At 59.8% G+C, this 25,847-nt stretch carries 22 protein-coding genes; 7 read left to right on the top strand and 15 right to left on the bottom strand.

Features of this window, described 5'->3' with window-relative positions; translation table 11 throughout:
• Window positions 1–64 precede the first annotated feature (64 nt).
• Entirely contained in the window at window positions 65–1,417 is a 1,353-nt protein-coding gene (locus FOY56_RS14455; RefSeq protein WP_246139494.1) for a hypothetical protein, read from the bottom strand.
• A 39-nt stretch (window positions 1,418–1,456) separates the two neighbouring features.
• On the opposite strand from FOY56_RS14455, the gene FOY56_RS14450 reads away from it, so the two are divergent.
• From FOY56_RS14450 to FOY56_RS14440, 3 genes are all read left to right on the top strand, one after another.
• Window positions 1,457–2,290: a copper chaperone PCu(A)C domain-containing protein gene (locus FOY56_RS14450; protein ID WP_146346569.1), complete on the top strand. Its 834-nt coding sequence runs from the start codon at window positions 1,457–1,459 to the stop codon at window positions 2,288–2,290.
• Window positions 2,291–2,353: 63 nt separating this feature from the next.
• Complete coding sequence (locus FOY56_RS14445) at window positions 2,354–4,411, top strand: hydantoinase/oxoprolinase family protein (protein WP_146346568.1); 2,058 nt, start codon at window positions 2,354–2,356, stop codon at window positions 4,409–4,411.
• The gene (locus tag FOY56_RS14440; RefSeq protein ID WP_146346567.1) at window positions 4,408–6,147 is read left to right on the top strand and encodes a hydantoinase B/oxoprolinase family protein; all 1,740 of its coding nucleotides are present in this window, start codon (window positions 4,408–4,410) and stop codon (window positions 6,145–6,147) included. Before FOY56_RS14445 ends, FOY56_RS14440 begins: the two co-directional genes overlap by 4 nt.
• Window positions 6,148–6,266: 119 nt before the next feature.
• Here FOY56_RS14440 and FOY56_RS14435 read toward each other — a convergent pair whose 3' ends face one another.
• From FOY56_RS14435 to FOY56_RS14425, 3 genes are read right to left on the bottom strand one after another with little or no spacing between them, the layout of a single operon-like run.
• Window positions 6,267–7,034, bottom strand: coding sequence for a LamB/YcsF family protein (locus FOY56_RS14435; RefSeq protein ID WP_146346566.1), 768 nt, complete (start codon window positions 7,032–7,034; stop codon window positions 6,267–6,269).
• Complete coding sequence (locus tag FOY56_RS14430; RefSeq protein ID WP_146346565.1) at window positions 7,031–8,053, bottom strand: 5-oxoprolinase subunit C family protein; 1,023 nt, start codon at window positions 8,051–8,053, stop codon at window positions 7,031–7,033. Before FOY56_RS14430 ends, FOY56_RS14435 begins: the two co-directional genes overlap by 4 nt.
• Window positions 8,050–8,796 (bottom strand): 5-oxoprolinase subunit B family protein, encoded by a 747-nt coding sequence (locus FOY56_RS14425; protein WP_146346564.1) that lies wholly within the window; start codon window positions 8,794–8,796, stop codon window positions 8,050–8,052. The genes FOY56_RS14430 and FOY56_RS14425 overlap by 4 nt, the downstream gene beginning before the upstream one ends.
• A 204-nt stretch (window positions 8,797–9,000) precedes the next feature.
• Between FOY56_RS14425 and FOY56_RS14420 the strand changes: the two genes are divergently transcribed.
• Window positions 9,001–9,762 (top strand): SDR family NAD(P)-dependent oxidoreductase, encoded by a 762-nt coding sequence (locus FOY56_RS14420; RefSeq protein WP_146346563.1) that lies wholly within the window; start codon window positions 9,001–9,003, stop codon window positions 9,760–9,762.
• A gap of 75 nt (window positions 9,763–9,837) precedes the next feature.
• On the opposite strand, the gene FOY56_RS14415 is transcribed toward FOY56_RS14420, so the two are convergent.
• From FOY56_RS14415 to paaG, 4 genes are read right to left on the bottom strand one after another with little or no spacing between them, the layout of a single operon-like run.
• On the bottom strand, window positions 9,838–10,437 hold the full coding sequence (locus FOY56_RS14415) for a TetR/AcrR family transcriptional regulator (protein WP_146346562.1): 600 nt from the start codon (window positions 10,435–10,437) through the stop codon (window positions 9,838–9,840).
• Window positions 10,438–10,440: 3 nt separating this feature from the next.
• A complete protein-coding gene (gene paaK / locus FOY56_RS14410) occupies window positions 10,441–11,751 on the bottom strand; it encodes a phenylacetate--CoA ligase PaaK (RefSeq protein ID WP_146346561.1) in 1,311 nt (436 codons plus the stop codon).
• On the bottom strand, window positions 11,748–12,197 hold the full coding sequence (gene paaI / locus FOY56_RS14405) for a hydroxyphenylacetyl-CoA thioesterase PaaI (protein WP_146346560.1): 450 nt from the start codon (window positions 12,195–12,197) through the stop codon (window positions 11,748–11,750). Before paaI ends, paaK begins: the two co-directional genes overlap by 4 nt.
• A 2-nt stretch (window positions 12,198–12,199) precedes the next feature.
• Window positions 12,200–12,985, bottom strand: a complete 786-nt coding sequence (gene paaG / locus FOY56_RS14400) for a 2-(1,2-epoxy-1,2-dihydrophenyl)acetyl-CoA isomerase PaaG (protein WP_146346559.1) — start codon at window positions 12,983–12,985, stop codon at window positions 12,200–12,202.
• A gap of 122 nt (window positions 12,986–13,107) precedes the next feature.
• On the opposite strand from paaG, the gene paaZ reads away from it, so the two are divergent.
• Both paaZ and FOY56_RS14390 read left to right on the top strand, forming a co-directional pair.
• Window positions 13,108–15,138 carry a phenylacetic acid degradation bifunctional protein PaaZ gene (gene paaZ, locus FOY56_RS14395; RefSeq protein WP_146346558.1) on the top strand — a complete coding sequence of 677 codons (2,031 nt, stop codon included), beginning with the start codon at window positions 13,108–13,110 and terminating at the stop codon, window positions 15,136–15,138.
• Between the two features lie 169 nt (window positions 15,139–15,307).
• A complete protein-coding gene (locus FOY56_RS14390; RefSeq protein ID WP_146346557.1) occupies window positions 15,308–16,978 on the top strand; it encodes a sulfatase-like hydrolase/transferase in 1,671 nt (556 codons plus the stop codon).
• 128 nt (window positions 16,979–17,106) lie between these two features.
• Here the strand turns inward: FOY56_RS14390 and FOY56_RS14385 are convergent, their stop codons facing one another.
• The 3 genes from FOY56_RS14385 to FOY56_RS14375 form a co-directional block, all read right to left on the bottom strand.
• Window positions 17,107–17,847 carry a hypothetical protein gene (locus FOY56_RS14385; protein ID WP_146346556.1) on the bottom strand — a complete coding sequence of 247 codons (741 nt, stop codon included), beginning with the start codon at window positions 17,845–17,847 and terminating at the stop codon, window positions 17,107–17,109.
• The gene (locus FOY56_RS14380; RefSeq protein WP_146346555.1) at window positions 17,844–18,602 is read right to left on the bottom strand and encodes a transposase-like zinc-binding domain-containing protein; all 759 of its coding nucleotides are present in this window, start codon (window positions 18,600–18,602) and stop codon (window positions 17,844–17,846) included. The genes FOY56_RS14385 and FOY56_RS14380 overlap by 4 nt, the downstream gene beginning before the upstream one ends.
• Before the next feature lie 90 nt (window positions 18,603–18,692).
• The gene (locus FOY56_RS14375; RefSeq protein ID WP_146346554.1) at window positions 18,693–19,133 is read right to left on the bottom strand and encodes an Lrp/AsnC family transcriptional regulator; all 441 of its coding nucleotides are present in this window, start codon (window positions 19,131–19,133) and stop codon (window positions 18,693–18,695) included.
• A 123-nt stretch (window positions 19,134–19,256) separates the two neighbouring features.
• Here FOY56_RS14375 and FOY56_RS14370 point away from each other — a divergent pair, with 123 nt between their 5' ends.
• Window positions 19,257–22,673, top strand: coding sequence for an indolepyruvate ferredoxin oxidoreductase family protein (locus FOY56_RS14370; protein WP_146346553.1), 3,417 nt, complete (start codon window positions 19,257–19,259; stop codon window positions 22,671–22,673).
• A gap of 7 nt (window positions 22,674–22,680) precedes the next feature.
• On the opposite strand, the gene FOY56_RS14365 is transcribed toward FOY56_RS14370, so the two are convergent.
• The 4 genes from FOY56_RS14365 to FOY56_RS14350 all read right to left on the bottom strand — a co-directional run bounded on the left by FOY56_RS14365 (window position 22,681) and on the right by FOY56_RS14350 (window position 25,840).
• On the bottom strand, window positions 22,681–23,454 hold the full coding sequence (locus FOY56_RS14365; RefSeq protein ID WP_146346552.1) for an MOSC domain-containing protein: 774 nt from the start codon (window positions 23,452–23,454) through the stop codon (window positions 22,681–22,683).
• An 85-nt stretch (window positions 23,455–23,539) separates the two neighbouring features.
• On the bottom strand, window positions 23,540–24,049 hold the full coding sequence (locus FOY56_RS14360) for an OsmC family protein (protein WP_146346551.1): 510 nt from the start codon (window positions 24,047–24,049) through the stop codon (window positions 23,540–23,542).
• 91 nt (window positions 24,050–24,140) lie between these two features.
• Window positions 24,141–25,058 carry a fumarylacetoacetate hydrolase family protein gene (locus FOY56_RS14355; protein WP_146346550.1) on the bottom strand — a complete coding sequence of 306 codons (918 nt, stop codon included), beginning with the start codon at window positions 25,056–25,058 and terminating at the stop codon, window positions 24,141–24,143.
• Window positions 25,055–25,840, bottom strand: a complete 786-nt coding sequence (locus FOY56_RS14350; protein WP_146346549.1) for a cyclase family protein — start codon at window positions 25,838–25,840, stop codon at window positions 25,055–25,057. Before FOY56_RS14350 ends, FOY56_RS14355 begins: the two co-directional genes overlap by 4 nt.
• Window positions 25,841–25,847: the final 7 nt, after the last annotated feature.

Genomic DNA, 25,847 nt, shown 5'->3' with positions numbered 1-25,847 from the left:
TTCGGCCTCTATATCTGTTAGTGTGCAAACAAATTCGACACCTGTCCAACCAATTAGAGCTTTTTTATACGCCACGGGGCGACGCGAGCAACCAAAGCCCAAAAAATGTATAGCCGATCATGAACAGCGCCAGCGGTGCCTGACTGATGGCCGCACGGGCGTTGGTCCCGAAATGGCGTACGGCTAACGCATGGGCCAGAAGCACGGCCAGAACATGGCCCAGAACCACTGCACCGGCCTGAGTCAGAAAGATCAGCCGCACGCTGTCAGGTGTATTGAAAAACCCCGTGGTGACATAAAACGTACCCAGCCCCAAAAGGTCGGCTCCGGTCGCAAATGGGTCATTCAGGGCAACCATCGCGTATTGCCCTTCGACCAGAAAGCTCGCGTAATAATGTGCAATATGATAGCCCAGCGCAATCGGCAGGATTGATGGTGCAAAGATGGCGATGCCCCGGGTCAGGGGCATATCTGACCGGATCAGACGCAGGCCAAACCAGATCGTAATCGCGAAAACGCCCAACAGGATGGCATTGGCCAGCAGCAGCCCCACGACATTTTGGGTGACGACAGCGGACCGACCCGGAAACTCCAGCGGATTGATGCCCAAAAACCCCAGCCACCAGAAGGTTTCGTTCAACCCGTCAAAACTGCCGCTGCCCAGCATGATCACCATGAAAATGGCCAATCCAAGGGGCGGCACGCGGGCCTGCAACACCTTCCAGCCCCACAGCCCCACCGCCAGCGTGCGCCGTTTCCGGCCAAACGGTGCAATACCCGCATAATTGCGCATCAAGACCGAGATCCCTTCGGCGCGCAGCATCCATCGCGGACCAAAGGCCAAAATGGCCAAAAGCGTGAACAGCCAATAGCAACCGGCAAAATTGGCCAGACGACCGGGATCCGCCGGGGCAATATCTGCCATCAAAAACAATCCGAAGCCCAGAAAAGTCACGATGGCCATCCCGTGCCCAATCTGCACCGGCAGACGCAGGAACGGCTGAAACCCCAACTGACGCAGCACGGCCACCGGCCCAGCCCATGGGTTGATCCATTTCCAAAGGTTGCCGATCAGCCCCTGAAGACTGACCAGTGCAATCCACCAGATCGTCCAGATACTTAGCGTCAGCGGATTAGACAGCGGGTCGCGCGATCCGGTCAGGCCCACCGACACCAACCACAGGAACAGCAACGCCGACAGGCAACTGGTCACGACTGGCAATCTCGGTCGCCACCAGCGCACCAACGCCACCGATGTAAACGCTGCCTCTGCCGCCCGGTCAGGCAGGGCCGCCAACAGAACAACCGTCAGAATCACCGCCGCGACACCGGAGGATATGTAAAGATCCGTCGGAAGCAGCAGAGTCAGCCCCTGATCCGACGCATGGGCCAGTGCCTGCGCTGAGAATAGTGGCAAAAACCCCGCCGCGAGCAACGCGGCCTTGATCCGGATACAATGCTGAGAAACAGTCATATCCACAGTGTAAAGAATGCCGAGGCCCGGATGAAAGCCGTAAAACCCATTGTCGCCCTTACTCTTCTGGTCGCCTTGGCCTTGGGCGCCTATTTTCTGCTCACGGGACCAGATCGGCGTGACCTGCACCTGTCGAATGCGACGGCGGCCCCAATCGAAGACGCACCGGGTGATATTGCGGTGTTTCTGAAGATTGAAAACCATGACGGACCAGATCGTCTGATTGCCGCCCACGCTCCTGCGGCCGGGTCGACACTGATCGATGGCCCCGCTTCGACACTGGCGATTCCCGGTGGCAGTGCGCCGACCCTCGCACCAGACGGGGCCTTCATCAGATTGAAGTCCGTCTCGGGGTCGCTGTCCGACGGGCAAATCATCCCAATCACGCTGGAGTTCGAACACGCCGGCAATCAATCAGTTCAGGCCCGGTTGTCGGCCCCCACCGAAACCGGAGAGGCGCATGATTTCGGCCTGTTCGGAATCGGCGGGATTTGCCGGGTCGGCGAAGGCGAGCCTGCCCCTCGGATCACCCTGACCACGCGGCCCGATGGCGATGGATGGGTCGTCGAAGTGCTGGCACAGGACTTTGAGTTCACACCCGACATGGCCGACGGATTGCACGTACCGGGTACCGGCCACGGACATCTTTATCTGAACGGGCTGAAGCTCCAGCGCCTCTATGCGCCGACCGCCCGGATCGGACCATTGCCCCCTGGCCAACATGACGTGCGCGTCACGCTGAACACAAATGACCACAGGGCCTATGTCGTGGGCGATACACCTGTGACGGCCAACGCCATCATCACTTCCGATTGACAGTGCTTCCCGGTTGGGAACATCATTTGCATACAAACGAGTTTCTCAAATACCGGAGCGGTCATGACGGATAGAACACCCGGCGCAGTTGTTGGCGTCGATGTGGGCGGAACATTCACCGATCTGGTCGAGCTGGACCAGAAGACCGGCCGGGTGCGACTGTCGAAAGTGCCCAGCACGCTCGACAATCAGGCATACGGCGTTCTGAATGCACTTGAGGCCGCTGGCGTCGACCTGGCTGCCCTGGATCTGATTGTCCACGGCACCACCACCACGACCAATGCCGTCCTGGAACGCAAGCTGTCCAGGACCGGGCTGATCACCACGCAAGGCTTTCGCGATGTGCTTGAGCTTGGTCGCCGCACCCGCCCGCAGCCTTACGGAATGAAGGGACAATTCACCCCGCTGATCCCCCGCGATCTGCGGCTTGAAGTCCCTGAGCGTATGGACGCCGCCGGGCTTGTTGTAACCGCGCTGACCGAAGAGGCCGTTCGCAAAGCCAGTCAAACCCTGATCGACGCCGGATGCGAATCCGTCGTTGTCCATTTCCTGCACGCCTATGCCAATCCGGCCCACGAACTGCGCGCGGCCGAAATCCTGCGCGACATCTGGCCCAACACTCACATCACCATGGGCCATTCATTGCTGTCGGAAAGCCGCGAATTCGAACGCGGCGTGACCGCCGCCGTGAATGCTTCGGTACAGCCACTGCTTGACCGGTATATTCAGCGCCTGACCGACGAACTGGGCCAAGGCGGATATACTGGCGAAGTGTTGGTGATGAATGGCAATGGCGGCATGGTCAGCGCGCGCCGTGTATCGCAAGAGGCTGCGAAAACAGTCATGTCCGGTCCGGCCTCTGGCGTGATGGCGGCGGCCTATACCGGGCGCAAGGCGGGGCTTGGCAACCTGATCACCTATGACATGGGCGGCACGTCAACCGATGTTGCGCTGATCCGAAACGCCGAACCCACGGTATCGAACGAGATTGAGATCGAATACGCCATGCCGATCCATGTGCCCATGGTCGATGTGCGCACAGTGGGCGCAGGGGGCGGGTCAATCGCCAAGGTAAACCCCGCCGGATTGCTTGAAGTCGGCCCGGAAAGCGCCGGGGCCGCGCCGGGCCCGATTTGCTATGGGCGCGGCGGGGCGCAGCCGACGATTTCGGATGCGAACATGGTGCTGGGGCGACTTGATCCGTCACGGCTGAACGCAGTCGACGGCGGCATCTCGCTCGACCATATCCGCCAGATCTTTGCACGGGAATTGGGCGCACCTTTGGGGCTGGATGCCACCGGTGCCGCCGCTGCCGTGATCCGCATCGCCAACATGAAAATGGCAGGGGCCATCCGAATGGTGTCCATCTCGCTGGGGGCGGACCCGCGCGATTTCGCCCTGTTCGCCTTTGGCGGCGCCGGGCCGCTGCACGCCAGCGCGCTTGCCCGCGAACTGGGCATCCCGCGTGTCATGGTCCCGCCGCGCCCCGGCATAACCAACGCCATCGGTTGCGTTGTGGCCGATCTGCGCCACGACTTTGTCCGCACCGTCAACACACCGCTCGACAGTTTGGACAGCACCCTTTTGCCAAGCGTTTTCGCCGCTCAATGCGCCGAAGGCGAGGCCTTGATCGCCAAGGAAAACATCGAGATCCGCAATATCAAACGGATCTATTCCGTCGATATGCAGTTCATCGGCCAGACCCACCTGCTGCGCGTCCCGCTGGACCGACCGGATGTCGCCCCCGCCACCCTGCGGCAGTTGTTCGAAGAGGCCTATTTCAACCGATTCCGCGTCGATTTGGCCGACATCCGCGCCAATGTTGTGAACGCCAATTGTTCGGTTATCGGCACCCGAGCCGAACTGGATCTGTCGGCCCTGATCGACCCGGCCGAGCGCAGAGAAACGCTGGATGCGGCCCTGATGACCCGGCGCGACGTGTTCTTTGACGACTGGCACGACACGCCGGTCTACTGGCGCGATCACCTGCCAGAACGCTTCCGGATCGAAGGCCCGGCCATCATCCAGCAAATGGACACCACCGTTCTGATCGAACCGGGGGATGTGGCGGCAGCCGATGGTCAGGGCAACATCCTTATCGAAATCGGAGGTGCCGCATGACACTGGACCCAATCACTCTGTCCGTCATTCAGGCCGGTCTGCAGCAGGTCTGTGACGAGATGGACCTCAGCTTTTCACGCGCCGCGTTCTCGCCTGTCATTGCCGAGGCCAATGACCGCTCGGACGGGATCTATTCTGCCGAAGACGGGTCGCTGATTGCACAAGGTGCCGGCGGGTTGCCCGTGTTTGTCGGCACCATGCAGTATTCAACCCGGACACTGGTCGAGATGATCCGCGACGGCAAAGTCGCTGCCCCGAAACCCGGCGACATCTATATCGTCAACGACCCGTATCTGGGTGGCACGCATCTGATGGATGTGCGCTTTGCGATGCCCTTCTATCGCGATGGTCAGATTTACTGTTGGCTGTCCAACACCGGTCACTGGCCTGATACCGGCGGCGCGGTCCCGGGCGGTTTTTCGGCCAGCGCCACGGCGGTCGAGCAAGAGGGGCTGCGCCTGCCGCCTGTGCGTTTGTTCAAACAGGGCGATCTGGACCCCGAGATCTATTCCATCATCACGTCCAACATCCGCGTTGCCGATCAGCGGATCGGCGATGTCAAAGCGCAGGCCGCCGCCCTTCTGGTGGGTGAACAGCGGTTGAATGAATTGATGGATCGCTATGGCGATGACACGGTCACCCAGTCTATCGCCGAACTGCGGCGCCGGGCGGCGGTTCAAATGAAGGCGTTCATTCACGAGATCCCGGAAGGCATCTATACTGCAAAGGCCTGGATCGATAGCGACGGAGTTGTCAACGAACCGCTGGAAATTCGACTGGCGGTCTGCCGGAAAGGCGACCGGCTGACCTTTGACTTCTCCGGATCCAGCGCGCCCTGTGCGGGTCCGATGAATTCGGTTCGGGCGACGACCTATAGCTCGGTCTATCTGGCCATGCGCCACATCTTCCCCGAAGTCCCAATGAGCGCGGGCGCCTTTGAACCGCTTGAAATCATCGGGATCGACGACACATTCCTGGATGCGCAATACCCCCGACCGGTGTCGGGCTGCGCGGCTGAAGTCTCGCAACGCATTGCCGAGGCTGTCTTCGCTGCGCTGGTTGCACCGCTGCCCGACCGGGTTACGGCCGCCCCTGCCGGAACCAGCGGGAACTTTGCGTTGGGCGGGAACGATCCGGCAAAAAGGCGCGATTTCGTGATGTACCAGATCTCGGGCGGCGGGTACGGCGGCAATGCGGATCACGATGGATTGTCCAACGGCTGTTCAACCATCGGCATCTCAAAGGCGCCCCCGGTCGAAATCATGGAGCAGGCGTTTCCGGTGCTGTATCACCGTTATAGCCTGCACGAAGGCTCTGGCGGCGCGGGACTTCACCGGGGCGGGTTTGGGCTGGATTACGAAGTCGAACTGCGCCGGGGCGCGGCACGGGCCAGTTTCGTCATGGATCACGGGCGGTTTGGCCCGCAAGGCGTTTTGGGTGGACGCGATGGCGAGGTCAATAAAGTCACGGTCTGGCGTGGCGACGAGGCGTATGTTCCGGAGCATTTGTCCAAGGAACAGGACATCCCGTTGTCCCCCGGCGACCGCGTCCATGTACGCACACCCGGCGGTGGCGGATACGGCGATCCGTTTACCCGACCGCCCGAGGCCGTGTTACGGGATGTCCAACTTGAACGGTACACAGCCGAGCAGGCCGCAGCACTGTTCGGAGTTATCCTGAAGGGTCAGCCACTTGTGGTTGACGCCGACGCGACAGCACAGCGCAGATCGCATTAATCTGGCGGATCGCCCCGAGGCAGGCCATGATTTTTGAGTATTTGAAAAGAGAAGATGCAGCAGACCCGCCCGATGAGTCCGCGTTCTTACAAGGCGGGACAGCGCTTCTACGGCCCGCGCTAGGGCGCTTCAAACATCCGGATTTCGATCCCTGCATCTGACAAGCTGGAACGCACAGACCGGGCCAGCGCCACGGCTGTTGGTGTATCGCCATGCAAGCAGATTGTTCCAATGTCGGTCGGGATGCGCTTGCCGGTGGTTGTGATAATGGCACCCTCTTGCACCATGCCAGCGATGCGCGGACCTGCAATGTCAGCGTCGTGGATCACCGCACCGGGCAGAGACCGGTCAACCAGAGTGCCATCGTCGTTGTAAGCGCGGTCGGCAAAGATTTCGCCCACCCACGCACAGCCAAGGTCACGTACAGCACGTTCCTGCGCCGTGGCCGCCAGTACCATGATGATGATATCGGGATCGACCGACAACGCCGCGTCGTAACAGGCGCGAGCCATCGTTTCATCTTCGGAGCACATGTTGGCAAGCGCACCGTGCAGTTTTAGATGGCGCACCGAGGTGCCCATGGCATGCGCCATACCGCGCGCGGCGCCCAACTGATAGCGGACCATGTTCTGCAGGCTGGCCGTTGGCACGTGCATCCGTTGCCGCCCGAATCCCTGCAAATCGGCAAAGCCCGGATGTGCGCCGATCCCGACACCGTTGTGCGATGCAGCCAGCATGGTTTTGGCCATGACATCCCAATCACCGGCATGAAACCCGCAGGCGATGTTGGCGGAACTGATGATGTCCAGCAATGCCGCATCGTCCCCCATGTTCCATGGGCCAAAGCTTTCGCCCATGTCGGCATTCAGATCCACAGTGTGGGTCATCCCCAATCCTCCATATCCCCAGTGGCCGAAATCGCACCGCTCACCAATTGGTACGTCAGAAGATCGGAAATGTCAGCCACATCCCGGAACAACGGTCGAACGTTGCCCGACAACGCGGCACACGTCGCCGCAAAGGCTTTTTGCGCCGCGATAGCCTCGTCCATATCGACGAACCGAAAGCGGATTTCGGCGCCTGCCGGTGCCTGCGCAATCAGCGCCATATCGCAGGGCAGAACCGTACCGATACGGGGATATCCGCCTGTCGTCTGGCATTCGGGCAACAAAACATAAGGTTTGCCATCACCGGTCATCTGGATGTCGCCGGGTATGATCACTTCGGACAGGATATTAAGCTGGCCGTTGGCCACAAACCCGTCACCCGAACTGGTCATTTCGACGCCCATCCGGTTGGCCCTTTGGCCGCGCAGGAACACAGTGCTTTCGAACCGCTCCTGAACCGGTTGCGGGAACAGAGGCGTTTGCAATCCGCGCAAGACGCGAACCATGCCACCTGAGAACCGGTCGGACACGTCCAGACAAACGCCGGTGATGCTGGTTTTATCCGGGCCCACAGGAAGCCTGTCACCGCTTTCCACGGGCGCGCCGATCCGCGTTGCCAGATGAAAGGACCGCGATCCCAGTGTGAAGGGGGTATCAAAGCCGCCGCCAACATGAAGGTAGCCATAGACGCCGTTCCGTGCGGGTCCGATGGTCAGACGTTGGCCGGTCTTGATCTGATGACTGGCGTTCCACGCCAGTATTGCGCCGTCCAGGTCGACCTGCATCTGCGTACCGGTCAACGCAATGCGGATATCGCTTTCAGCCTCGAAAACGCCGCCCAACCCGGCCATTTCCAACGCGGCCAATGCAGGGGCCTGCTTCAACAGCGATGCCCCTTCGGCAAGCGCAAGCGGATCGGCCGCGCCGCTTCGCGACAGCCCCTTGTCCAGATACCCGGGACGCCCCTGATCCTGAATCGTGCAGGCCGGGCCAATCTTGTGAACCAGAAACCCGGTCATGACGGGATCTCTTCGATCAGGGCGCCACCATCGCCAGACGTGTTCCGATTTTGGATGCGCTCCAATTCTGCGGATGACACAGGGACAAACAGCATTTCGTCTCCGGGTGTGAGGGCGAATGGCTGTTCGGCGCCGGGCCGATAACAGCGAAATGCCGTCTGACCCACATGCCGCCATCCGGTCGGGGCCGGCGCTGTGAACAGAACGAATTGCCGGATTGCCACCACCAACGCCCCTTCGGGTACACGGGGCGTCAGGCCGCTTTGGCGTGGGATGTTCCATGTTTCACCCAAAGGCCCGATATAGGGCTGGCCGGGCGCAAATCCGATGGTCAGAACCCGCACACGCGTGCTGCTTAATTCAGCAATCGCCTGTTCCGGGGACACGCCTGCAACCTCGGCGGCTTCTGCCAGTTGTGGCGCAAGGTCGGTGCCATAGACGGTCGGGACCTGCCACAGGCGACGCCCGCCGGGTAAGGGGGCATCATACCAATCGCGTTCATCAAGCAGGGCCTGCAACGCATCCTCCAACCGGACATGCGGCAATCGCAACGGATCAAACCGAACAAAGGCCGAGGCGAGCGAGGTCGATGTTTCCTCAACACCGGCAAGGCTGGCGTGTTCAACAGCTTCGCGAAACGCAAGCGCCGCGCGGTTGGAAGGTTCGGTCAGCGTATCGGCAAACGTGACCAAAAGGCCGTTCAACCCGATGTGCCTGATAATCGGAAAACTGGGCCGGTTCACCTTGGTCTTGCCTCACCCGTTGATAACCCTTTCAGGGGTAGGCCAGTCGCGATGCATCCGCAACCCGTCGATGATATTCAGCGTTACGGTCTGCCACGTCACGTCACTCCAAAACGAGATTGCCAAAACCAACCGTTATACCTCATAACCACAATTGAAATCCGCGCCGCAAGGCATCGGACGCAGTGGAGAGGAGACATCAGTATGAACATCGACGGACAGGCGGCGATCGTTACAGGCGGCGCATCCGGGCTGGGCGGCGCAACCGCCGAGCATCTGGCCAAGGCCGGGGCCAAGGTCACGATCTTTGACATGAACGAAGAACTGGGCGCTGCCAAAGCCGCCGAAATCGGAGGTCATTTCATCAAGGTCAACGTCACGGACGAAGCCGTGGTCGAAGCTGCTGTGGCCGAAGCCGAAGGGGTTCATGGCAAGGCACGTATCCTGGTCAACTGCGCAGGTATCGGCCCGCCCGCCAAAGTGGTGGACCGCGACGGAAAAGCCCTGCCGCTAAGTGCCTTTGCGTCGGTGGTGAACGTCAACCTGTTCGGGTCGTTCAATGTGTTGTCGAAATGGGCTGCCGCTTTGGTCGCGGTCGAACCCGAGGGCGAAGAACGCGGTGTGGTTATCAACACAGCATCCGTCGCAGCCTTTGACGGGCAGATCGGTCAGGCGGCCTATGCCGCGTCCAAAGGCGGCGTGGTCGGAATGACATTGCCCATCGCCCGCGAATTCGCGCGTCACGGCATCCGGGTCATGACCATCGCGCCGGGTCTGTTTCTGACACCTCTGCTGGAATCGCTGCCGAAAGAAGCTCAGGATTCGCTGGGCGCACAGGTGCCTTTCCCGAACCGTCTGGGCGATCCGTCGGAATACGCCAAACTGGTCGACGCCATTGTCAGTAATCCGATGCTGAACGGTGAAGTGATCCGTCTGGATGGCGCGATCCGGATGGCGCCCAAATAAGCTGTTTCCAACTCTTGACCCGACCGTCAGGCGGTCGGGTCTTTCCATCAGATACGCCCGCTTTTCGCCGTCACGCTACGTCAGACCACGCACCCCGTTCAGGGTCATGTCACAGACCAGCCGGGCATAGTCCTGCCGTTCTTTTGACCCGGCCCCCGCGTTCCACATGAAATACCAGTTCAGCATCCCGAACACAGACATGGTGGCCCCGCGCAGCTTTGCGGGATCAGGCGTGAACACCTCTGGTGCGACGTCGCGCAAACACTCGCCCATGAAACGGACCATGTCGCGCTGATAGGCCCGCATCCGGGCTTGCTGATCCTCTGGCAACGCGGAAAGCGCATCAATCTGAACTTTGTGCTCATGATCTGCGCCTTGATACGCGTTCAGAACCTCCTGAACGACCAGCCGCAGCCTGTCGTCGGGCGATAGACCATCAAGGTCGACACCAAGAATGCGATCCCGCAGCTCTGACAGATAGGTGTCGAGGATATCGAACAGGATCGCGTCCTTGCTGTCATAGTAATGATAGATATTGGCCTTCGAGATCCCGCATTCACGCGCCAGAACGGTCATCGACGCGCGATCAAACCCCTGTTCGGCAAACACTTTCGCTGCCGACGAGAGGATCTGCTGCCGTTTTTCTGAATGATCTTTCGCGATGGTTCTGGCCAAGGTCTATTCCTTGTTCCGGTTGTCGACCACCCGCACAGCTTTCCCCTGCGACCGGGCAACGGCACCGGGATCGCCCACGACGATCTCGGTGGACACACCGACATTGTCCTTGATCCGCTTTGTCAGCATTCGCGCAGCGGCGGTCTTGCTAAGTTCGTCATTGGCATCCGGGTTGATTTCGACAAAGACCCGCATCGCATCCATCCGGCCCGAGGTATAAAGCTCGATCTGGAAATGCGGTGCCAACCCACCGGTGGACATCAGCTGTTCTTCGATCTGGGTTGGGAAAACATTGACGCCCCGCAGGATCATCATGTCATCCGACCGACCCGTGATCTTTTCCATCCGCCGCATCGACCGCGCCGTGCCGGGCAGCAGCCGGGTCAAATCGCGCGTACGATAGCGGATCATCGGCAGACCTTCCTTGGTCAGCGTCGTGAACACCAGTTCGCCCATTTCCCCATCCGGAACCACGTCTCCGGTCTTGGGGTCAATGATTTCGGGATAGAAATGATCTTCCCAGATCACCGGGCCATCTTTGGTTTCAACGCATTCGTTGGCCACACCCGGCCCCATGATTTCGGACAGGCCATAGATATCGACCGCGTGCATGTCGAACGCCTCTTCGACTTCTTTACGCATCGCGTCAGTCCAGGGTTCGGCCCCGAACACACCCACCTTCAACGAACATTCGCGCGGATCCAGACCCGACTTGTGAAACTGTTCCAGGATGTTGAGCATATAAGACGGCGTCACCATGATGCCGTCCGGCTGGAAGTCGTTGATCAGGGTCACCTGTTTTTCGGTCTGCCCGCCGCTCATCGGGATGACCGTCGCGCCCAGACGTTCGATCCCGTAGTGCGCGCCCAATCCACCTGTAAACAGGCCATAGCCATAGGCGTTGTGAATGATATCACCCTTGCGCAACCCCGAGGCGCGCAGCGACCGGGCCATCAGGTCGGCCCAGTTGTCGATGTCCTGCTTCGTGTACCCCACAACAGTCGGCTTTCCCGTCGTCCCGGACGATGCGTGAATTCGAATGATTTGTTCCCGTGGGACGGCAAGCAGACCGAAGGGATAATTGTCGCGCAGGTCGTTCTTATAGGTGAACGGAAACTTTGACAGATCCGACAGCGATTGCAGATCGTCCGGGTGCACACCTGCCTCATCAAAACGCGTCTTGTACATCGGCACGTTGTCATAGGCATGCCGCAGCGACCATTTAAGCCGCTCCAGCTGAAGGTTACGGATTGCGTCGATCGACGCGATTTCGATCGGGTCCAGATCGCCTTTCTTGGGGCTCAGATCCTTCATGTCGCTCCTCCTTCACTGGTGTCGTCGTCGAACAATTGCCCCTTGATCGCACGGGACATGCCCCGCATCTCGGCGACAACAGTGCCGTCCTGATTGATTACTTTCACATCATAAATCCCACTGCGACCCGTCAGGCTGATCTCTTGAGCCACGGCGGTCAAATGGTCGCCGGCTTTGCCGGGGGCTATGAAACTGATCATGTTGTGTTGCGCCACAGTCGACTGGTTGCGGCTGTTGCAGGCAAAAGCAAAGGCGCTATCGGCCAGCATGAAGATCACGCCGCCATGGCAGATCGAATGGCCGTTGCATTGCTCGGGCATCACAGTCAGTTCTAGCGTGGCGCGGCCCTCCCCGACCCCGACAATCGTCATCCCCGCCCATTTCGAGGCATTATCGTTCGCCCACATGGCGGCCGTTGATCGGTCTGCCCGGTCTTGCGGTGTCATCGTCATTCGCCTTTGAACTCCGGCGCCCGTTTTTCTAGGAAACTGGCTACGCCTTCGGCATAATCCGCGCTTTCGCCACAGATTTTCATCGCATCGGCTTCGATCTCAAGCTGATCGCTCAGCGTGTTGACGGCGGCGGCCTGAATGGTCTGTTTGGTCAGCCCCAAACCCAAAGTCGGACCATTGGCCAGTTTCACCGCCAGCGCGCGGGCCTCTAGCATCAGGTCCGCGTCTGGCACAGCCTTCCAGATCAGCCCCCAGTCTTCCGCTTTCTGAGCCGTCAGCGGTTCGGCCGTAAACGCCAACCCCTTGGCGCGCGCCTCGCCCAGAAGGCGCGGAAGGTGCCAGCTGCCGCCGGTGTCCGGGATCAACCCGACCTTGCTGAACGACTGAATGAACTTGGCGCTTTCGGCTGCCATAACCACGTCACATGCCAGCGACAGGTTGGCGCCCGCTCCCGCCGCGACCCCATTGACGGCGCAGATCACCGGGAAGTCGAGCGACCGGATCAACCGAACCAAAGGCGCATAAAACGTGCGCACAGTCTTTCCCAGGTCAGGCGGCCCCTCCATTTTACGCGGATCGCGGTCCCCCAAATCCTGCCCGGCGCAGAACCCGCGCCCGGCACCTGTCAGCAGAATGGCTCGTGCCCCGTCGTCCCGCGCGGCCTCAATCGCGGCGCGCAGGGCGTGATGCATCTCTTCATTAAAGCTGTTCAGGCGATCGGGCCGGTTCAGGGTGATTTCGACCCAATTGCCGTGATCTTGAACCAGAATCGTTTCCGTCATCGGACCTCCCCTTCCGTATCGCGTTCGGGAAAAACCTTGCATAGACCGACCGGTTGGTCAATAAAGTTTTAAGACTTTGGCCCCCGGGATTCGGGATCGCCCGGTCATCGGAGGAGGATCAGATGAGCATTCTTGACGTCGCCAGCTTTGCCGCTGGACAGTGGATCGCGCCGGGTGCCGGTGCGCGAAATATCTCAAGCGCAATCACCGGCGAAGTGATCGCCACAGCAGGCAATGACGCGCTGAATGTGCAGGCCATGCTGGATCACGCACGATCCAAAGGTGGCCCTGCCCTGCGAGCGCTGACCTTCCATGATCGTGCCCGGATGCTCAAGGCGCTGGCGTTGCATCTGAACGCCAACAAGCAAGCCCTTTACGATCTGTCGTTCAATACCGGAGCCACGCAATCCGACCACGCCTTTGACGTCGACGGCGGCATCGGAACGATGTTCGTCTATGCCTCGAAGGGTCGCAAGGAAATGCCGGACGGGCAGGTCTATCTGGATGGCGAAATCGAACAGTTCGGCCGCGAAGGCGCGTTTCTAGGCCAACACATCTGCACCCCGCTGCAAGGCGTGGCCGTACACATCAACGCCTTCAACTTTCCGGTCTGGGGCATGCTGGAAAAGCTGGCCCCAACGCTGCTGGCCGGCGTTCCTGCCATTGTGAAACCGGCCACCGCGTCATGCTATGTCACCGAGGCCTGCGTGCGGATGATGCTGGACAGCGGCATCCTGCCAGAAGGCGCTTTGCAACTGGTGACCGGCGGGCTGGGCGACATGCTTGACCATCTGATGTGTCAGGATGTTGTCGCGTTCACCGGATCTGCTGATACCGCACTGAAACTGAAATCGAACCCGCATATCCTGTCAAATGCGGTCCGGTTTACCGCCGAGGCCGACAGCCTGAATGCGTCTATCCTTGGCCCCGACGCCGAACCGGGCACGCCCGAGTTCGATCTGTTCGTCAAGGAAGTCCACCGCGAGATGACAACCAAAGCCGGTCAGAAGTGTACCGCGATCCGCCGCATTATCGCCCCCGAGACATCAGTTCAGGCCGTGATCGAAGCCCTGTCCGCACGTTTGGCAAAAACCCAGATCGGTGATCCCCGGCTGGAAACAACCCGCATGGGCGCTTTGGTGTCCAACGCGCAGAAACGCGATGTTCTGGAAAAAGCCGCCCAAATCGGACGCGAAGCCGAACGGGTGTTCGGTGACCCCGACGCTTTCGAAATAGACGGGGCCGACGCCGAAAAAGGCGCATTCGTTCCGCCCATGCTGTTTCATTGCATCGACCCTGACACGGCCACGCGGGTCCACGACACCGAAGCCTTCGGCCCGGTGTCGACCATCATGGGATACCGCGATCTGGACCATGCCATAACCCTTGCCAATCGCGGTCAGGGCTCCCTCGTGGCGTCGGTGATCACCAATGATCCTGATGTTGCGCGGCAGGTTGCTTTGGGCGCAGGCGCGTTCCACGGGCGGCTCTATTTCAACAACCGCGTGTCGATGAAAGAATCCACCGGGCACGGCGCGCCGATGCCCCACATGGTCCACGGCGGCCCGGGCCGGGCAGGTGGCGGCGAGGAAATGGGCGGCATCCGCGGCGTGAAGCATTACATGCAGCGTACCGCCATTCAGGGCAGCCCCGACATCCTGACCGCCATTGGCGGAACATGGGTGCCCGGCGCGACCGAGGTCAAAGCCCCGGCGCACCCGTTCACCCGCCGGTTCAATGAACTGGACATCGGCGAAACCCTGCACACCGAAAGCCGCGAAATCACGCTGGATGACATCGAACTGTTCGCCAATTTCACCGGTGACACGTTCTATGCCCACATGGATGACGCTGCGGCCAAACGAAACCCGTTCTTTCCCGGGCGTGTGGCCCATGGATATCTGCTGCTTAGCTTTGCCGCCGGTCTGTTTGTCGAACCAAACGAAGGCCCCGTACTGGCCAATACCGGCCTCGACGGGCTGCGGTTCATGAAACCGGTCAGCGCAGGCGACTCGATCAAGGTGCGCCTGACGGTCAAGAAAAAGACCAAGCGCAATGATGAGTACGGCGAGGTCCGCTGGCACGTGACCCTGACCAATCAGGACGACGAGCAGGTCGCGGAATACGAACTGCTGACCATGAACGCGATCTGATTTTTCAGGCTTCTCGCGTTGGTTCACTTGTGAAGCTTCATCAGACCGGCTTAAGATGGTACAGAACTTTGGCTGTGCCCGCCGTCCGTGGTGACGGTCGGCCAGCACGCCAACGATCAACCAGGGCCGGTGCAGCGCAAACACGCTGCCCGTGAGGGAGGGGCCACAAATGGCAAAAGCGAAGAACGTTCTGTTCATAATGTTTGACCAACTGCGCTGGGATTACCTCAGCTGCTATGGTCATAAACACCTGCACACGCCCAACATCGACCGGCTGGCGTCGATGGGCGTGCGGTTCACCCGCGCCTATATCCAGTCCCCAATCTGCGGCAGTTCAAGGATGAGCACCTATACCGGGCGCTACGTGAACTCGCATGGCGCGACCTGGAACAACGTCCCTCTGAAAGTCGGTGAGATCACCATGGGTGATCACCTGCGTGACAACGGGATGTCCTGTTGGTTGGTCGGCAAGACCCACATGAAGGCCGATGCCGAAGGCATGCGCCGGCTTGGGTTGGAACCGGATAGCATCATCGGCGCCCGCGTCGCCGAATGCGGGTTTGACGTGTTCGAACGCGACGACGGCATGCTGCCAGAAGGACCGGATGGCGCCTATGATCCAAACGGCGCGAAAGAGTACAACAAATACCTCAAGGCCAAGGGCTATGACAGCGACAACCCTTGGCATGACTATGCCAATTCCGGGCTGGATGATAACGGCAACGTTCTGTCTGGCTGGTTCCTCAAGAACTCGACCGAAGCCGCGAACATCGCGGAACCCGATAGTGAAACGCCCTACCTCACCAGCCGGGGGATGGAGTTCATGGAAGGCCATGATGGTCCATGGTGCTGCCACCTGAGCTATATCAAACCGCACTGGCCCTATATCGTGCCCGAACCCTATGCCAGCATGTACGGCCCCGAACACGTCCAGGCGCCAATCCGTGACGAGTCCGAGCGCGAAAACACGCATCCGGTGTTCAAGGCATTCATGGGCGCGCGGGTGGGCGAAGCGTTTTCGCGCGATGATGTCCGCAACGCCGTGATCCCCGCCTATATGGGGCTGATCAAACAGGTCGATGACCAGATGGGCCGCCTGTTCACATGGCTGGAAGACACCGGTCGCATACAGGACACCATGATCGTGCTGACAAGCGACCACGGCGATTTTCTGGGCGATCACTGGCTGGGCGAAAAGACGTTCTTCCACGACAGCTCGACCAAGGTGCCGCTGATCATCTATGATCCCTCGCCCGAGGCTGACGCCACACGGGGAACCGTCTGCGATGCGCTGGTCGAATCCATCGACCTTGCGCCCACCTTTGTCGACGTTGCGGGGGGCGAACCTGCCTATCACATCCTCGAAGGCGAAAGCCTGCTGCCCATCCTGCATGGTGAAACCACGGACACGCAGCGCGACTATGTTATCTGCGAATACGATTACTCCGGGTCGCCCATCGCCACCAAGCTTAAGTCCAGCGTCCAAGACGCCACCATGTTCATGATCGCCAACAAACACTGGAAGCTGATCCATTGCGAAGGCGGATATCGCCCGATCCTGTTCGATCTGGAAAACGACCCGCAAGAGCTGGTGGATCTGGGCGACAGCGCAGACCACAAAGCAGTCATCGACGATATGTATGACAAGCTGTTCGCATGGACCCGCCGCCAGTCGCAACGCTTTGGAATATCGCCCGAGCAGTTGATCAAAGGTCGCCCCAAAACCAGTCGGTTGGGCGTCGTGATCGGAGCCTATGAAGAAAGCGATATGGATCCAGATCTGATCACCAAATACCAGGGCCGCAAAGCGTCAGATATGAAAGCTGGCCCCAAAGGATAAGACGAAGACACGGGGCCACCTGATTATTTCGGGTATGTTGCGATATCGTGTTGGGCGGGTTTCTCGCCCCTTCTATCTGGCTGCTGAAACGACTCCAGCACGCCGCATATGGGCATGCTTGGTGTCGGTTACTCGCAGGGCGTGTCGGGTATGGCGTTTTCGGGCCCAGGCTCAATCACGCTGGTCCCGTCGTACCACACCAGTTTGCCTCGACGATCTGGCCAGGACACGTCGCTGGGCAGGAAGACGGCCATCCCTGCCACCAGATCGTCGCCGAGATAGCGCAGGTTCCGATGTTCAAGCTCGGGCACGCGCCGCATCTGCGTGCCGGCAATCTGGAAAAACCGGTAGGTTTGCCGGCCAGTGAGCCAGTGCACTGGCGTCCATCCCTCGTAGAACTGAAGCCCAAGGATGTCGCTTCTTTGGACAAATCTCACGGAGTCGCCTTTGCCGTCATCCCCTGGGTCAAAGAGACGAGGGTGGATCTTCCCTCTTTCGCCAAATAGCCAGGTTCCAGAGTGTGGAAATACCTCGATCCACCCGACCATGAAATAGCCCCAGACGTAGAGCCGCCGGGAAACGGGGTCATATGGGCCCACCGTGGAGGTGAAATCACCCGTGGGAGACCAGGCTTGGCTGCCATTGTCCCGGTCGGGCGCCAGCACGAGTTGCAGAGCACCTTCGTATGGCATCCGAACCTGGGGCACGAGGCCGGAAACCGCCACGGGATCGCCGAGGTTCCTGAGGCCCACTGGGAGGGCCGGACGCACGAAGCAACTTGTCACCGCACTGGTGCTCTGGGCCTGCGCCGAAGATACCAGAATGAGCATCAGAGCAAGCAGCACAAGGGAAAGCGCAGAAAACCTCATGAGTCCATGACTCGCCCAAAGGCCGCCTCGGGCTCCAGCTTCGATCTGAGCAGGACCCAGTGCAAGTATCGCTCGAGGTATTTCGAGGCGGGTCGGCGAAAAAGCTTGATGAATTCACAGTAGCGCTCATGGAGGCTGGTGACCTTTTGTATGTGGATCGCGCGCTGGATCACGCCCCGCCCGGGCTTGTTGGAAACCACATGGTGCGTCATGCCGGTCTTGTTGCTGAACCTTGAATAGGCAGCCGCTCCGTCGGTGCACAGGGCCACGTCGGTCACTACGATGCCGGCGCAGGCCCCATCGGAAGCCACACCGAGTCCATCCAGGATCATCATACGCCAGCGCCAGATCGTGTCTTTCGATCTGCCAAGCCGACGCCCAAGCTTGCGGCAGGAGAGCCGGTGACCCGAGAACATGTTGCGGATTGCTTCGAAGAAGAGATCATGACGATGCAGGCCGCAGATCGGAGAACCGGTCAGTCCCGAGTAGGTCCGCTCGCAATCTGAGCAGCGATACCTCTGAACGCTGGTCCGAGTCTGCCCCCATCTCTGGCACCGATCCGAGCCGCAATGCGGGCAGGCTTGCTCGCGTTCCGGCTTTGCTTCGATCTCGGCAAATGCCGCGCGCGTGCTCCGGATCGAGAGGGCGTTGCCCAGAAGGTCCTCTATCTGGCTCGCGCTTGGCTGCGGCAACAGCTCTAGAAAGTGTCGAAATCTATTCAGATCAACGGATTGCGTTGGGTTTGCATTGGCCATTCGGGTCTCCAAGTAGATACCATTCAACCCGAATATTGGCCGTTCTCGTCAAAACGAAGGCGACCCCAACACGGTTTTGCAACATGCTCATTATTTCAGAGTCCTCAAGATCAGGTTGGTCTGTGCGCTCGCCACCGCAGGTGTGCGAAACAAGAAGTCTTCCAGAAACCGATTATAGGCCTCCAGATCCTTACAGACCACATGCAGATGGTAATCCGACTGCCCCGTCGTGGCATAACAGGCGCGAATTTCTTCCTTGGTCTGGATGGCCCGACTGAACGCCTGCACTGCGTCCGCCGCATGGCGTGCCAGTTGCACATGGACAATGGCGCGAAATCCAAGCCCGCGTTTTGCGTCGTCCAGATCGACCGTGTAACGCGTGATAACCCCGCTGTCCTCTAACGCCCGCACGCGCCGCCAGCAGGATGAGGCGGACAGCCCGACACGCTCAGCCAGATCGGCGTTCGAGATCCGGCTATCGTGTTGAAGTTCACGAAGCAGACGTTCGTCAATTCGATCCATGATCGGCATTACATTCCATCATTCTTCAAATTTCGGACAAATTACCCAACATTGAGTGAATTTACCAGCAAGTCTGGTCACCTCTTCCAAGTACGGCATGCGATGCTCTTCCGACTCCGGGAGATCAGCGACATGACCAGCCACAGCCCCACCTTCGACACCTATCAATTGAGCGACCGCTATGATCGTACGAAAGGCCGCGTGTTTCTGACGGGAACACAGGCGTTGGTACGGATCATGCTGGATCAGGCCCGCCGTGATCGCGACGCCGGGCGCAATACGGCCGGGTTCGTGTCCGGGTATCGCGGCTCCCCCCTGGGGGCTCTGGATCAGGAGTTCTGGCGACTGGGCAAACGGCTGGAAGATGACCGCATCGATTTCCTGCCCGCCATCAACGAAGACCTGGGCGCGACCGCCGTTCTGGGCGCGCAACAAGCATCGCTTGACCCCGATTGCGACGTCGAAGGCGTGTTTTCCATGTGGTACGGCAAAGGCCCCGGCGTGGATCGGTCAGGCGACGCACTGCGTCACGGCAACGCCTATGGATCCTCCCCGATGGGCGGCGTTCTGGTCGTCGCCGGGGACGATCATGGCTGCGTTTCATCCTCCATGCCACACCAATCCGATGTGGCCTTCATGAGTTGGTTCATGCCCACCCTGAACCCGGCTTCGGTCGATGAATATCAGGAATTCGGCGAATACGGGTTCGCCCTGTCACGGTTCACCGGCACATGGGTCGGGTTCAAGGCGATCTCGGAAACGGTCGAATCCGGTCGGTCGGTCGACTTGCGCCCCGATCGCACGTTCCAACAGCCAGACTTCATCGCGCCGCAGGGCGGCCTTCACGTCCGCGCCGCCGACATGCCCAGCCCCGAAATCGAAACCCGGATCGAACACAAGCTGGCCGCAGTCGAAGCATTCGTCGAAGCCAACCCGATCGACAAGCATATCTATGACATCCCCGATGCCCGGTTCGGTATCGTCACCACTGGCAAAGGGCATCTGGATTTGATGGAGGCGCTGCGCCTGCTGGGTCTGGACGAAGCCACCTGTCGCCGGTTGGGCATCGACATCTACAAGGTCGGCATGGTCTGGCCGCTGGCCCGCCGCGACGCGCTGGATTTCGTGACCGGCAAAGACGAAGTGCTGGTGATCGAAGAAAAACGCGGCATCATCGAAAGCCAGTTCAAGGAATACTTCTATGACTGGCCCGGTGCCAAGCCCAAGAAGATGGTCGGCAAGCACCGCGCAGCGGGCGACCCATTGTTACCATGGACCGGTGAACTCAGCCCACTGACGCTGGTCCCCGTGGTGGCCGAACGTCTGAGCCCGTTCTTTCCGGAAGAAGGTCTGCTTGAAAAGGCCCGCATCCTGACAGAAACGCCTGCCCCGATCCTGTCCGTCCCCGGCGCGACACGCACGCCCTATTTCTGCTCCGGCTGCCCCCACAACACATCAACCAAAGTTCCCGACGGCAGTCAGGCCATGAGCGGGATCGGCTGTCACGTCATGGCCGGATGGATGGACCGTGACACGCTGGGATTTGCCCAGATGGGCGGTGAAGGCGTGACTTGGGCTGCTGCCTCGCGCTTTGCGGGCAAAAAGCACCGGTTTCAGAACCTCGGCGAAGGCACATGGTATCATTCGGGGTCGATGGCGATCCGCCAGGCCGTCGCGGCCAAAGCCAACATCACCTACAAGATCCTGTACAACGATGCCGTCGCCATGACCGGCGGCCAACCTGTCGACGGACCGGTCAGCGTGGCCGCCATCGCACAATCCTGCCGCGCCGAGGGCGTTGACCGCATCGCGCTGGTGTCAGACGATATCGACAAGTTCGACCGATCTGACTTCCCCCAACGCTCTACGTTTCACCCGCGCGAAGATCTGGATACTGTTCAGCGCGAACTGCGCGACATCCCCGGCGTCACCGTCCTGATCTATGAACAGACCTGCGCCACCGAAAAACGCCGTCGGCGCAAGCGTGGCAAGATGGACGACCCACCGGTTTTTGCGGTGATCAACGATCTGGTTTGCGAAGGCTGCGGTGACTGTTCAGTCGAAAGCAATTGTCTGAGCGTCGAGCCCTTCGAAACGCCACTGGGCCGCAAACGCAAAATCAACCTGTCGTCCTGCAACAAGGACTTTTCGTGTCTCAACGGGTTCTGCCCCAGCTTCGTCACCGTCGAAGGGGCCGAGCGCAGAAAACCAAAACCCGCCGGGCTGGATCTGGACGCTTTGAAAGCCGCACTTCCCGCGCCCGAATTGCCAGATTTGACCAACCCGTTCGACCTGCTGGTCGCAGGCGTCGGCGGCACAGGCGTGGTCACCGTCGGTGCGTTGATCACCATGGCCGCGCATCTGGAGGGCAAGGGCTCAAGCGTGCTCGATTTTACCGGATTCGCACAGAAATTCGGCACGGTCCTTGGCTATGTTCGGGTCGGGAAATCCCCCGATGCGATCCATCAAGTGCGGCTGGAAACCCGCGCAGCGGATGGCGTGATCGGCTGTGATGCAGTGGTCGGATCATCACCCAAGGCGTCAATCCACTATCGCAACGGCACGCGCGTCGTGTTGAATCGGGCCGAGATGCCAACCGGCGATCTGGTCTTGCACCGAGATGCAGACCTGAAAATCGACGCGCGCGAGGACCTGATCAGGCAGACGGTCGGCGCAGACAACGTTCTGGCCTTTGACGCGAACCGGGTCGCCGAACGCCTGATGGGGGATGCGGTTTTTGCCAATATCATGCTGTTGGGCGCGGCCTGGCAACAAGGGCTGGTCCCGGTCTCCGAGGTCGCCCTGAAGCAAGCGATCCTGCTGAACGGCGTCGCGATCGAGAAAAACGCAACCGCCTTCGATCTGGGGCGAGTAATGGCGGCTTGTCCCGAAAGGCTGGCTTCTCATCTGACCGAAACGCCTACCCTGCCCGAAACACTGGACGCCATTCTGGATCACCGCGCCACCTATCTGGCCGCCTATCAGAACGACGCTTATGCCCAACGCTTTCGCGACCGGATTGCCAAGCTGCGCGCGGCATTGCCAACCTCAACCAGCGACGCACCCCTCATTGCGGCCGCAAAATCCCTGTTCAAACTGATGTCCTATAAGGACGAATACGAAGTTGCGCGGCTCTACACCCAGACCGGGTTCGATGCGAAACTGGCCGAGCAATTCGAAGGCGATTACCGCGTCCGGTATCACCTTGCGCCGCCGATTTGGCCTTTAGGCAGGGACACGGGTGGTCGCCCCCAAAAACACGGCTTTCGGGTCGGCGTGACTCCGGCCTTTCGCCTGCTCGTCCGAATGAAAGCGCTTCGCGGCACCGCGTTCGATCCCTTCGGGTACAGCACCGATCGCAAGCTGGATCGCGCGCTTCTGGCGTGGTTTGAAACGGTGCTAAGCTATGTAGAAACACACCGCGACCCCGACACCGCAATTGACCTGCTTGCAGCCCCGATGGAGATCCGGGGATATGGCCCTGTGCGCCACGAGTCCGCAGAGCAGGTCATGGCGCGGGTCAACGCCGCAATGATCAGCAAACCCTGATCCGACCCTAAAGCGAGATCACAGATCCCGGTGCGATCTGACCGCCGGTCAGCACCTCGGCATAAATCCCCATGTCGAAATGTCCGTATTCCTTGTCAATCAGGGCCGGCACATCGATATCCCGTTCGGCGGTCGTGGGATTGACCTGTGTCGCCGGACATCTGCGGGTTCGTTTGCACACACGCAAACGGACGTCACCAATGGTGATCTCGCGATCGACCAGATCCAGCTCGGACCCGGCTGACCAGCCTTCGAAATAGATGTTCCCGCGAAACCTGAGTGGATCAACCGGCTGGCTAATGCGGCTCTCAAAATCGCGCACCGTCTCCAGATTGATCAGCGACACCGCATTCATCATGGCGGTGGACACGACCGACACATCGGTAAACCTGTTGTCGCCGCCGCTTGCCAGAACCGGATGCTCACCTTCTGGCAAACCAAGGTAGGATGCGAAGAAATCGCAAGCCTGCGCGGCCCCTTCGGGCGACTGAAGATCGGCATCCAGAATGGTGCGCGCGTCCTGGCTGACCGTCAGCTGCCCGGTCTTCGGATCAAACCACGTTGACAGCCCCGCCAAGGCAGCATCGGTCATCAGCACCAGAAACCGGTTCTTTGGCAAGGGTCGGAACTGGTCGGGATCATAACCGCTGTCATGGCGCGCGAAGGCATAGACCCGGTCAAACGGAAACCCGCGGCCCGGTGCCAATTCGACATTTGGCATCCGCTGCGGGGTGAGCCCCTTTACCGGATAGTGATAAAGCGATTGAACCGTGCCTTGCATCGTCTGTCTCCACCGGGGGCCATATGTCGTGAGCCTAGCCGGGTTTGGCGATCACCGGAAGCGTTAGCAACCCATCGAACCGGGATCAGCCCGCGTCAATCCATCCATCTGCTGACTTCAACCTGTGCCGGATGGTGTTTGACTGACCAAGAGTCTGTTCAATGAAACACCCTTTCTTGGCTGCAGCCACCAGTTCCAACTGGTGTTCAATCGGTGCTTCACTGTCGATCAGGATATCGATTTCGAACGATTTGGGGGCCGTTTCGTACACTTTGCCCTGAGCCTCCCAATCCCATTGAACGCGGGTTTCAACGGACAGATCGGTCAACGGCACGCCCATTCTTTTGGCGAACGCCCTGAGTTGCGTCATGATGCACCCGGTCAGCCCCCCGACAAACAAAGCCAGCGGCGGCGGCGCGGTCGCGTCCCCGCCATGAAACGAGCCTTCGTCCGTCGCCAGAGTGAACGGCCCTTCCTGCATCGGGTGGGTCATGTACACATCCAGTTCGTTGCGCATCTTGCCAACCGCCCGACCGGTGCACTCGAACTGCACGATAGCTTTTGTGATCGTGTCAGGTGTAACTGCGTCCGTCATTTCCAATACCTCTTCAACGTGTGCCACCAAACTCCGCAGGAGTTTGGCATAGAATTTTCGACGAAAATTCTCGCCTCACACGACTGTTGCGTCATGATCTCACGATCCGGTTTGACAAAACGCCGATTTTCTCGATCTCCAACTCAAACCGGTCTCCTGGCGCAAGTCGCTTGCCGATCTCAAGGCCGCATCCGGTCCCAACAGTTCCCGACCCGATCACTTCACCCGGATACAGCGTTTCCGAGGCCGAAATATGCGACAGGATCCGGCCGAAATTATGCTGCATGGTGGCCGAATTTCCGCCGCCCCAGCGCACCCCGTTTACCAGCACCTCCATGTCCAATGCGGCGGGATGTGGCACTTCGTCTGCCGTCACGATGAACGGACCCAGAATGTTGCCAGTGTCAAAATCCTTGCCTTTTGCGGGGCCAAGCTGGCCGGGCATTTCCTTCATCTGGGCATCGCGGGCCGACACGTCATTCAGGATCGAATAGCCAAAGATATGCGCGGGCGCGTCTTCGGGCGCGATATCCTTGCCCTTGCGCCCGATGATCACTGCCAGTTCCAATTCGACGTCCAGAAACTCGGAATACTCCGGCCAGATCACATCCTGACCATGGCCGATAAAGGACAGTCGGTTGCCCTTGTAATAGATCGGCTGCTCATACCAGATCGGCGGCAGTTGAGGGTCTTTCTGGCCCAGCGCCTTCATGCAATTTTTCAGGTGGTCCTCGAACACCAGACAATCGCGATACTGAACCGGCATCAGCGGCGGGCGGAACGTGACCTCATCCGTTTTCAGGATCACCCGATCACTGGCATCGCTGATCAGACCGCGTGCGACGTCAAGCGCTGGGTCCCCGGCATAGATCACCGCCATCATGTCGACGAACCAGGCTGCATCTTCGCCCGCCAGTTCGGCGGCCAGATGCAGATCAAGCAGGTGGTCATTGTCCAACGCTGCAACGACCCGTTCGCGGCCTTCGTAAACGACTGTTGCCAGCCTCATGCCTCATCCCTTTCAAAGATCGCCACAGCCCGGGTGAACCCGGCACTTGCGCCCTTGATCTTGTAGGGAAAGCAGGAAATTTCGAACCCGGTGGGCGGCAGGCTTTCAAGGTTTGAAAGCTTCTCCATGTGGCAATATCCAATCTCCATACTGGCCCGGTGGCCTTCCCAGATGATCGACGGATCATGGGTTTCGGCCCAAAGCTTTGCGGTCAGGGCAAAGGGCGCGTCCCAGCTCCAGCCATCGGTGCCAGTCACACGGACTCCACGTTCCAGCAGGTACATGGTCGCCTCGCGCCCCATGCCGCAACCTTTCATCAGGTAATCCGGCTGACCGTAGTGCGCCCCGGCCGAGGTGTTGACCACGACAATGTCCAAGGGGCTGATCGTATGACCGATGCGCTTCAGTTCGGCCTCCACATCCGCTGCTGTCACAAGGTATCCATCGTCGAAATGGCGGAAATCCAGCTTGACGCCGGGGTTCATGCACCATTCCAGCGGCACCTCGTCTATGGTAATCGCGCGCTCGCCGTTGTTCATCGTCGAATGGTGGTGATACGGCGCGTCCAGATGGGTGCCGTTGTGGGTCGCGATGGTCAGACGTTCGACAGCCCAGCCCTCGCCGCCCGGCAAGTCTTCTTTCTTGAGACCCGGAAAGAACATCATGACCTGCTCGGCGGTCTGGTCGTGGGTCATGTATTCAATCTCGGGCAGCATGATCGGCGGGTCAGAGACGATCCCGGATTCAAGCGGGACAGAAAGATCGACAAAACGGCGGGGCATTTCAGGC

The organism is Falsiphaeobacter marinintestinus (genome assembly GCF_007923355.1).
GTDB classification, from domain to species: Bacteria; Pseudomonadota; Alphaproteobacteria; order Rhodobacterales; family Rhodobacteraceae; genus Phaeobacter_A; species Phaeobacter_A marinintestinus.
Note: the sequence above shows the minus strand (reverse complement) of the source record. Positions and strands in the feature narration are given on the sequence as shown.